Source organism: Scytonema sp. HK-05 (genome assembly GCF_963872035.1).
Classification (GTDB): Bacteria; Cyanobacteriota; Cyanobacteriia; order Cyanobacteriales; family Nostocaceae; genus Kalymmatonema.
The window spans coordinates 25,176-34,373 of sequence record NZ_CAWMYC010000168.1 but is presented as its reverse complement, the minus strand read 5'-3'; the positions used below and the strand labels follow the sequence as shown (position 1 = coordinate 34,373).

Sequence of the window (9,198 nt, the reverse complement as noted above, 5' to 3'; positions counted from 1 at the left end):
TTGTCTTGGTTCGGCGTGTGTTTTCTTTCTTCACACTTAATCTAGTCTAGCCACCACTTTTTTTTTTGTCAAGGGGCAATTCAAACTTTTTTCTGACCCTTGATTTTTTCGGCTAGTGAGTGCGCTTTTGTGCCACTCCTTATCTAAAATAGCTCAAAATTTTGAAGCTTGCTTGTTGCTGACACTCTTTTTTTGGTTCAGCGTGTCTTGGAGCTTTGCTTTGTTCAACACTTTTTTACCATAACAAGTAAATTTTGCCTGTTTGGGCTGGAAAGCGGACTTCAGCATGATTGCTGCACGAGTTTTTCTTTTTGGGTAGCTCTTACCACTGTTAACGGTTTGCTCGCTAGTCTTTATACATACAGAGTTGCGTTCCAAGATATGAGGCAGTTGTTGGGACAAAGGAGACAAGGCGGAGAAGGGAGAAAGGGTTAACATGTATGAACGCAACTTAGTAGTACTAAGTAGATGGCTTCAATGAAATGTAAGATAGGGAAAAGGTATAGATTCCTTGAGTCAGCGCTCTATATGCCTGCACCAAGTCACATCCTATTGTCTGGTGAAGAAGACCGCACCCTATCAGAATTACGGGTTGCGACTACAGTACCTCAAGGTACACGCGCTCGCGCTCATATGTTGCGACTCAACGCTCAAGGATGGGTAGTGCCCGCTATTGCTAAGATTTTTGAGTGTCACGAGCATACAGTTAGGGCAACCCTGAAACGCTGGGAAAGCAATGGCTTAGGGGGGTTATGGAAACCGCCGGGAAGAGGAGCGATCGCGTTGATGGCAACAAGAGGATTTGCAAACTGTAGAACAGTGGATTGAGCAAGACCCTCGTGCCTATAGCAGCCCTCAATTGGCACAAAAGCTGACACAGGAACGTCAGTTTCAGCTCAGCCCGAGGCGGTTGCGACATTATACTTCAAAAAAGGGCTTTCGATGGAAGCGTACTCGGCATAGTCATCGAGGCAAACAAGATCTTGAACAAAAGCGGTTGAAACAAGCCGACTTGGACACGCGCTCAATTGGCGGCAGATGATGGTCACATCGAACTCAAGTATCGCGCTGGAATCAGGCTGTTGCTTGTGGAGTCCAGTCAGCTATAGTTACAGTCGGATTGGAACGCAAAAACGGTTGGAGCAGACACAGCGACGTGGCAAGCGTATCAGCATTTTGGGACTATGGCAACCGGACAATAGCTTTGAATACGCACTTGCCTATGGTGGTTTCAAAGCGTGAAAGTTACATCAAAGTCATCGACTGGATTGCCGATAAAGCGTTTGAGACACTTACCCAAACAGGGAGATTGACTGTTATTGTCCAAGACAATGGCTCTTTACATACCAGTCATTTAACTCAGCAGCAGTGGCAACGTTGGCAGAACAAGGGTTGGGTCACAACGATTGAAAAATCTGCCGAGCCAGAGGAAAAACCGCCCATGTATAAATACTGCTGCATGCCTCCAAAATCTCAGGTTTGGGCATCAAAGCGCTTAGATCGTTGGCGCTAAAGGAACGCGCTTAGTAACGCGCTTAGTAATGAGGCACCGCAGTTTTTCCGGTTTGAATGAAACGGCTTATTCCTGTTTTTTCTGCCCCAATATTGCTCACACATGAATAGGATTGAGGATGAATGGCATCAACTTAAGACTCATGAAATCGCAGGACGGATGTTTGAGCATGAATATGATTTAGCGATTGCGCTCTGCCCAGTGCCCTTCGGGCAATCGCTATTATGGATGGCATGGAAACCAGAAGTATTAACTGACAACGAGCCGAGGTACTATTCATTGTCGCTACTATCCGCGAGAGGCTGCCGAAAAGGCGGTAATTTGGGTTGGGGGTGTCGGTGGTGACTGGGATACACCCGTTCGTAGACTGTACCCGTTGCTCTGTGAGGTTCTGAGGAAAGAAGGCATAGCTTCTCTGCGAGTGCGCTACCGCAATCCAACAGATTTGGAGGAATCTATCTTAGATGTTTTAGCAGGTCTTACATATTTGCAGGATGAGGGTATCAAAGAGTTTGCTTTGGTTGGTCACTCGTTTGGTGGTGCAGTGGTTATCCAAGCTGCTGCTCAGTCCCCAGATGTGCGTACTGTTGTTACGCTAGCTACGCAGTCATACGGTACAGAGCCTGCCACTGAACTTGCAACGCGGTTCTCGTTGTTACTGATGCATGGCACCAACGACCAAGTACTACCGCCTCAGTGTTCGGAACACGTCTATGATATTGCCCTTGAACCCAAGCGTCTGATTTTGTATCCCAATGCTACTCATGGTCTTGATGAAGTGGCTGATGAAGTTTACCTAGTAGTTAGAGATTGGATTGTTCAACAATTGAATCCTCCTACAGCAAGTTTGTCTTAACTACTCAAAGCAACTGGAGTAAAATTCTGTTCTTGTCCAATGTAAAGAACCCCAGCGCCGTAAATCCTGCAAACAGGGACTCTTGGCGGGTAGCGTCTCGGCTACTAAGAAAGCTATGCTCCGGAGGAGCCGCCCTTTGGGCGATCGCTCTTGCCATAGCCATCAATAGGCAACCATCTACACTAGACGAGCTTACCCTCAAGCAATATGGTTAGCCACTCTGTACGTCGTGCAACAAGCTTAGATACCAGACTGACATCAAGAGTTTTTAGACTTTTACTAGAAGTTTACTATAGATAGATGCATTACCAGAGCAAAGAGAGTTATATCTTGCTTCTGTCAACGCGTACCAACGACGTCTAGTAAGCAAACTGTTTTGGTGCTAGAGAGATTTATGGTTGCGTTGCGTTTCAATGAATTATCAGCAATGCAAGTAATAATTTCATGATTAACCACAGTAGACCAGATAAACAGACAATCCATAAAGAATCTATAAAGAAGAGTACAAGATTTTGCAACAACTGCAAGACTGGCTAGAGATGCTGATAACACTAGTACTTCGCTTGGCATGACAGGAACTTTTTGTGGTTGAGGCGACTTATCAAGACTTAAGTCCCTTACTCTCAAAGGTTAGGTGCCTCATATTGCTCCGCAAATTCAGAAACTTTATACACTTTTCGTTATGAAAAATAAAAATATACTTCTATTATCGATGCTGGTTTTTGTGCCAATTTCAATTCTTGCACAATCACTGCATTTAAATCCTTTAATCATCTTTGTTACTTCTGGTCTAGCAATTATTCCTTTGGCAGCGTTGATAGCTAACTCGACTGAAGAGATTGCAACTGTTATTGGTCCATCTTTAGGAGGTCTACTTAATGCTACTTTTGGCAATGCTACTGAGATGATTATCGCAATTGTTGCTCTACGGGCTGGTTTAGTTGATGTGGTAAAAGCTAGCTTAACAGGCTCAATAATTGCCAATTTGCTCTTAGCATTAGGGCTTGCTATTCTCGTTGGCGGGTTGCGCTTCAGTGAACAAAGTTTTCAACCTGCTGTAGCTCGTCTCAATGGTTCTTCTTTAACTTTAGCGGTAATTGTTTTGTTAACACCTGCTGCCATCCAATTTACTTCTGATGGTTTGCCGCCCTCCACTTTAAATTATTTTTCCTACGCAGCATCAATATTATTACTTATTTTTTACGGTTTAATGCTATTATTCTCAATGAAAACTTCTACACCTACAGATTTTCTTGGAGATGTTGATAATGATAGTAATGAATCCAATACACATAAAGTTAATTTAGGGTTACAGGTTGCTGTTTTATTAACTTGTACTTTAGGACTTGTATTCGTCTCTGATATTCTTGTTGAAAGTTTGGAAAAAGCTATTTCTACTCTAGGTTTGACTAGTCTATTTACAGGTGTAATCCTTATTCCTCTTTTTGGCGGATTCGTAGAATATATAACTTGTATCACGTTCGCCACCAAAAATAAGATGGACTTGGCTGTTGCTGTAGCTATAGGATCTAGTTTACAAATTGCCCTGTTTGTAGCTCCTATTTTAGTTTTGATTGGTTGGGTATTGGGTCAACCAATGAATTTAAGCTTTAATCCTTTTGAACTTGTAGCCGTTGCTATGGCTGTATTGATTACAAATTCAATTAGCAACGATGGTCGTTCCAATTGGTTAGAAGGCGTTTTGTTACTGATCACTTATACTGTTTTAGGAACAGCGTTTTACTTCCATCCATAAGTTGATTTCTCATTTGTTATGAATAATTAATCTGTTATCATTCCAAAAAAAAATCAGTTTGAATTTATACCATTTGTCTCAACACAGAAATTTTTCAGAAGTGATGTAGCAAATATTACTTTCAGCAATGGCGGATGAAAAAAGTTTAAGTAGTAAAGTAAGTAGTAAAGATAGTATTCCAGGATTTTGTGATTTAGAACACATTTTTTTTCAAAAAATAACCATCCAGTAGCATACCAAATTCTTCTTTCTTAGGGCTGACAAAGGAATACTAAGCTCAAGTTACTGTAAGAAAATATAATAATTGCTGAATTTATTTATGGAAAAATAAAATGTTTTCAGGCATTCCAAAATTAACTTCCTTCGTGCCTACTAGCAGACAAACTCCATCAAGCAAGTATTTAAAGCATGATGGTATGACTACCCGAATTGGTTGATCTATGCGATCGCCTCCGATGCTGGGCTTTGCGCCATCGCCCAAAAGGCACTGCGCTTTGCGAAATCGCAGGATTGTTAGTGATGGGCAATGTCATGTATATGCAGACATTGGGGCAAGGGGATCATTGCTGCATCTGCTGTTTAATAGTTCCCTGTTGTTGTCATGTGTAAGATTTGCGCTGTTCTCGTTAGTTATGCAGTTATGCAAACCACAAGACCATACACAAAGTACGCTTTTGTAGTTAATCTCCAGGCGTTTCAGAATTTTGGAATGGTTTGCAAACGCAATCATAAAGTGTTAGTTCTGTAGCATTTTTTACCAATTAGGGCAAATAAGAATTTAGTACGCTAAGTTCTAGTGTTATGCTACAACAAAGCTCTTTATTTCCAAAGACGTATATCTACACAATGGAGATTTCTACCTAGTTTCATCTCAGAACATCCTCCTAAAGGTAGACTCAAAATGAATTGTTTGTAGCAAATAATGAGCAGAAGCTGCGCTTCAAAGTTTTTTGTACAACTAAAGTTTTATTCGAGATTTATCTATGTTCGTAGCGCTCTGGCCCGGTAACGTTTATCCCTTAGGGGCAACCTGGGATGGTAAAGGTACAAACTTCGCTTTGTTTTCGGAAAACGCAACAGGTGTCGAGCTTTGTTTATTTGATAAAGAAGATAATGAAACACGCATCGCCCTGACTGAAGTAAGCAACTTCGTTTGGCACGGTTATCTGCCAGGAGTAGGACCAGGACAACGGTATGGGTATAGAGTGCATGGTCCTTATTCACCAAGCGAGGGTCATCGCTTCAACCCTAATAAACTGCTGATTGACCCATATACGAAAGCGATTGATGGCGACATTGGCAATGGTCCAGAACTTTTTGGCTACTCTTGGGACTCTCCTGAAGAGGATTTATCTTTCTCAGAACTAGATAGCGCCCATTTGATGCCAAAGTCTGTTGTGATCGATCAGTCCTTTGATTGGGAGGGTGACGATCTGCTGCGAACCCCTTGGCACGAAACTGTGATTTATGAAACTCACGTCAAGGGCTTTACCAAGCTGCATCCAGATATGCCGGAAGAACTACGCGGTACTTATGCTGGGCTTGGGCATCCCGCAGCAATTGAACATCTCCAAAGGCTTGGGATCACAGCAGTTGAACTTATGCCCGTGCATCACTTTTTGTCGCATCCGGGACATCTTGTTAGCAAGGGGTTAAAGAATTATTGGGGCTATGACTCGGTCAATTATTTTGCTCCCTACTCCGGCTACAGTTCATCTGGAACAGTGGGAGAGCAGGTTACTGAGTTCAAAGAGATGGTCAAAGCACTGCATCGTGCCGGAATTGAGGTCATTCTGGATGTGGTCTACAACCATACGGGAGAAGGCAACCATTTAGGTCCTACACTCACGCTGCGAGGCATCGATAATGCCATTTATTACCGTCTGGTAGAGAACGACCAGCGTTACTACATGGACTATACAGGTTGCGGTAATTCTCTATACGTGCGCCAACCGCAAGTCCTAAAATTAATCATGGATAGCTTGCGGTATTGGGTGTTGGAGATGCACGTAGATGGGTTCCGCTTCGACTTAGCCTCGGCTTTGGCACGAGAACTCTATGAAGTGAATAGTCTGGCAGCTTTCTTTGACATTATTCACCAAGACCCTGTGCTGGCTGGTGTAAAGCTGATTGCCGAACCTTGGGATCTGGGAACTGGTGGTTATCAAGTGGGTCAATTCCCAGTTCTGTGGTCTGAGTGGAATGGCAGGTATCGCGATACGGTGCGGGACTTCTGGCGTGGTATTGATGAAAGCTTGGGACAATTTGCTTACTGTTTCACGGGTAGCCCGGATCTGTATGCGTTGAACGGACGGCGACCTAATGCGAGTGTTAACTTCATCACAGCACACGATGGCTTTACCCTGAACGACCTTGTGAGCTACAACGAGAAACACAACGAAGCTAACGGGGAAGACAACCGGGATGGGGAAAGCCACAACCGCTCTTGGAATTGTGGGGCTGAAGGTGAAACCGATGATCCAGAAGTGTTGGAATTGCGGGAACGCCTCCGACGGAACTTCTTAGCAACTTTGATGCTGTCCCAAGGTATCCCGATGATAGTAGGGGGAGATGAAATTGGGCGGACTCAAAAGGGCAACAACAATGCTTATTGTCAAGACAATGAAATCTCCTGGTTCGATTGGGAGTTGCCACAGGGAAACCAGGATCTGGTAAATTTTGCCCGCGAGCTAGTCTACTTCCGAAAACAGCACCCAGTGTTTCGGCGGCGCAAGTGGTTTCAAGGCAGACCGATCTACGGAAAGAGTATCAGTGATATCGCTTGGTTTAACCCTGATGGCTCTGAGATGACTCAGGAACAATGGGACGTTGGTTATGCTAAATCGGTTGGAGTTTTCTTGGATGGCAACCAACTTCCCAGTGTTGGTCCTAAAGGCGAGCGCATCAGCGATGATAGTTTTCTCCTATTCTTTAACGCCCACTATGACACGATAGAGTTTTCCCTACCAGAGGGAATGCAGCATAGAGAATGGGATGTTGTGATTGACACGAAGGAGCCTCGCTTCGTTACAGAGGAAAGACGTTACACGGGGACTCAAGCAGTGCCAGTTGTAGCTCGCTCAATGGTCGTACTACGTCGGTTTGGATAAACGCAAGAGACTAGGAAAATGAGGAAGCAAAAGAACAACTATTATTCTTCCTCGTTTTCCTGATCTCCCTCACTCAGAATTCTTCAATTCAGGACTCAGGACTTCGTATGAGAATTGGCGCTCATTATTTAGGTGACAGTCGTTGTGAATTTAGGGTTTGGGCACCGAATGCAGAAGCAGCTACGGTAAAAATAGTCTCGCCCCAGGAACGCATAGTCCCCATGCAGCAGCAGGAAGGGGGCTACTGGCACCTTACTACTGATGACATTCAACCAGGAACACAGTACTTCTACCAATTAAATAATGGGGAATCGAGACCCGATCCAGCCTCAAATTTCCAGGCTTTGGATGTACATGGTCCTTCACAGGTGATTGATCACAGCTTTACTTGGAATGACAGCAATTGGTCTGGCATTCCTTTAGAAAGCATGATTATTTACGAATTGCACGTTGGTACCTTCACCCCGGAAGGAACTTTTGAGGCAATTATTTCCCGACTTAAGGATTTACAAGAGCTAGGGGTGAACGCGATAGAAATCATGCCAGTGGCTCAATTTCCGGGCGATCGCAACTGGGGTTATGATGGCGTTTATCCGTTTGCAGTCCAAAACTCTTATGGTGGTCCCGATGGGTTAAAGCGTCTGGTTGATGCGTGTCACCAACAGGGAATTGCGGTAATTCTGGATGTGGTTTATAACCACTTTGGTCCAGAAGGCAATTACATGAGCCACTTTGGTCCCTATTTTACGGAGACTTATCGCACTCCTTGGGGCAGTGCCATGAATTTTGATGATGCCCAAAGCGATAATGTGCGTAACTTTTTTATTCAAAATGCTCTGTACTGGCTGCGGGATTATCATATTGATGGGCTACGTCTAGATGCCGTTCACGCAATCTACGATTTAGGCGCTAAACATTTTTTAGAAGAACTGGCAGAAAATGTTGCAGATCTTGGGCAGCAACAGGGGCGAAAACTTTATTTGATTGCAGAGAGTGACTTAAATGATCCCCGAGTGGTTCGTCCTGTGGAGTCAGGGGGACACGGAATTGACGCGCAGTGGAGCGATGACTTCCATCATGCCCTGCACGCGTTGCTCACAGAGGAACAGACAGGGTATTACTCAGATTTTGGCAAGTGCGAACACCTGGCAAAGGCTTACCAGGATACGTTTGTGTATGACTGGAAGTATTCACCCCATCGCCAACGCTTTCATGGGAACTCAGCGGGCGATCGCCCTTTCAATCAGTTTGTCATCTGTATCCAGAATCATGACCAAGTCGGTAATAGAATGCTGGGTGAGCGGTTATCGCACCTCGTATCCTTTGAGGCTCAGAAACTAGCTGCTGGTGCTCTGTTACTCTCTCCATATATTCCTCTTTTATTTATGGGTGAAGAGTATGGGGAAGACGCACCTTTTATCTACTTTGTCAGTCACTCTGATCCCGATTTAATTAGAGCAGTTAGGCAAGGGCGGAAACAAGAATTTGCTGCATTTCATGCTCAAGGAGAACCGCCCGATCCAGAATCTACTGAAACCTTTCTCAAGAGCAAGTTGAATTGGGAAAAACGCAAAGAAGGAAAACACCAAGCTCTTTGGTCGTTGTATCAACACCTCATCTCTTTACGAAACACAATTCCAGCTTTAGTGAAACGAGAGCGCCAAAATATGGAAGTAGGCTTTCTTGAAGCTGAGAAAATTGTGTGGTGGCGCAGGTGGAGTGAAGATAACCAAATACTTTGCCTCATGAACTTTAACCAAAGCGATTCCACTTTTACCCCTAACTTTCCGGTTAACGGCGGTCGGAAAATTTTAGATTCTGCCGATGAAAAGTGGCAAGGTTCTGGTTCCCTTTTACCAGAAAAACTGAGCAATGGACAAGAATTAACCCTGCGTTCTCAGAGTTTCGCAGTTTACGAAAGCAGTGGACAGTAATCTGTAAACAGGAATCAGCGAGCAGTTAT

General features: G+C 44.1%; 10 protein-coding genes. 9 read left to right on the top strand and 1 reads right to left on the bottom strand.

Translation table 11 applies throughout. The features are described 5' to 3' along the window. Nucleotides 1-528 precede the first annotated feature (528 nt). The 6 genes from AACT52_RS41685 (at nt 529) to AACT52_RS38935 (ending at nt 2,369) form a co-directional block, all read left to right on the top strand. Complete coding sequence (locus AACT52_RS41685; RefSeq protein ID WP_073635608.1) at nt 529-828, top strand: helix-turn-helix domain-containing protein; 300 nt, start codon at nt 529-531, stop codon at nt 826-828. After that, nucleotides 803-1,042, top strand: coding sequence for a hypothetical protein (locus AACT52_RS41680; protein WP_073635607.1), 240 nt, complete (start codon nt 803-805; stop codon nt 1,040-1,042). Before AACT52_RS41685 ends, AACT52_RS41680 begins: the two co-directional genes overlap by 26 nt. Continuing rightward, nucleotides 1,039-1,242 carry a hypothetical protein gene (locus tag AACT52_RS41675; RefSeq protein ID WP_443216687.1) on the top strand — a complete coding sequence of 68 codons (204 nt, stop codon included), beginning with the start codon at nt 1,039-1,041 and terminating at the stop codon, nt 1,240-1,242. The genes AACT52_RS41680 and AACT52_RS41675 overlap by 4 nt, the downstream gene beginning before the upstream one ends. Next, nucleotides 1,223-1,513: a hypothetical protein gene (locus tag AACT52_RS41670; RefSeq protein WP_073635605.1), complete on the top strand. Its 291-nt coding sequence runs from the start codon at nt 1,223-1,225 to the stop codon at nt 1,511-1,513. Before AACT52_RS41675 ends, AACT52_RS41670 begins: the two co-directional genes overlap by 20 nt. Before the next feature lie 102 nt (nt 1,514-1,615). Next, entirely contained in the window at nt 1,616-1,858 is a 243-nt protein-coding gene (locus AACT52_RS38940; RefSeq protein WP_143172965.1) for a hypothetical protein, read from the top strand. 76 nt (nt 1,859-1,934) lie between these two features. Then, the gene (locus tag AACT52_RS38935) at nt 1,935-2,369 is read left to right on the top strand and encodes an alpha/beta hydrolase family protein (protein WP_233154178.1); all 435 of its coding nucleotides are present in this window, start codon (nt 1,935-1,937) and stop codon (nt 2,367-2,369) included. 4 nt (nt 2,370-2,373) lie between these two features. Here AACT52_RS38935 and AACT52_RS38930 read toward each other — a convergent pair whose 3' ends face one another. Continuing rightward, a complete protein-coding gene (locus tag AACT52_RS38930) occupies nt 2,374-2,532 on the bottom strand; it encodes a hypothetical protein (RefSeq protein ID WP_158054956.1) in 159 nt (52 codons plus the stop codon). A gap of 519 nt (nt 2,533-3,051) precedes the next feature. On the opposite strand from AACT52_RS38930, the gene cax reads away from it, so the two are divergent. The 3 genes from cax to treZ all read left to right on the top strand — a co-directional run bounded on the left by cax (nt 3,052) and on the right by treZ (nt 9,169). Next, nucleotides 3,052-4,125: a calcium/proton exchanger gene (gene cax, locus AACT52_RS38925; protein WP_073635603.1), complete on the top strand. Its 1,074-nt coding sequence runs from the start codon at nt 3,052-3,054 to the stop codon at nt 4,123-4,125. A 983-nt stretch (nt 4,126-5,108) separates the two neighbouring features. Further along, on the top strand, nt 5,109-7,235 hold the full coding sequence (gene glgX, locus AACT52_RS38920; RefSeq protein ID WP_073635602.1) for a glycogen debranching protein GlgX: 2,127 nt from the start codon (nt 5,109-5,111) through the stop codon (nt 7,233-7,235). Between the two features lie 107 nt (nt 7,236-7,342). Further along, the gene (gene treZ, locus AACT52_RS38915) at nt 7,343-9,169 is read left to right on the top strand and encodes a malto-oligosyltrehalose trehalohydrolase (RefSeq protein WP_073635601.1); all 1,827 of its coding nucleotides are present in this window, start codon (nt 7,343-7,345) and stop codon (nt 9,167-9,169) included. The last annotated feature ends 29 nt before the right edge of the window (nt 9,170-9,198 follow it).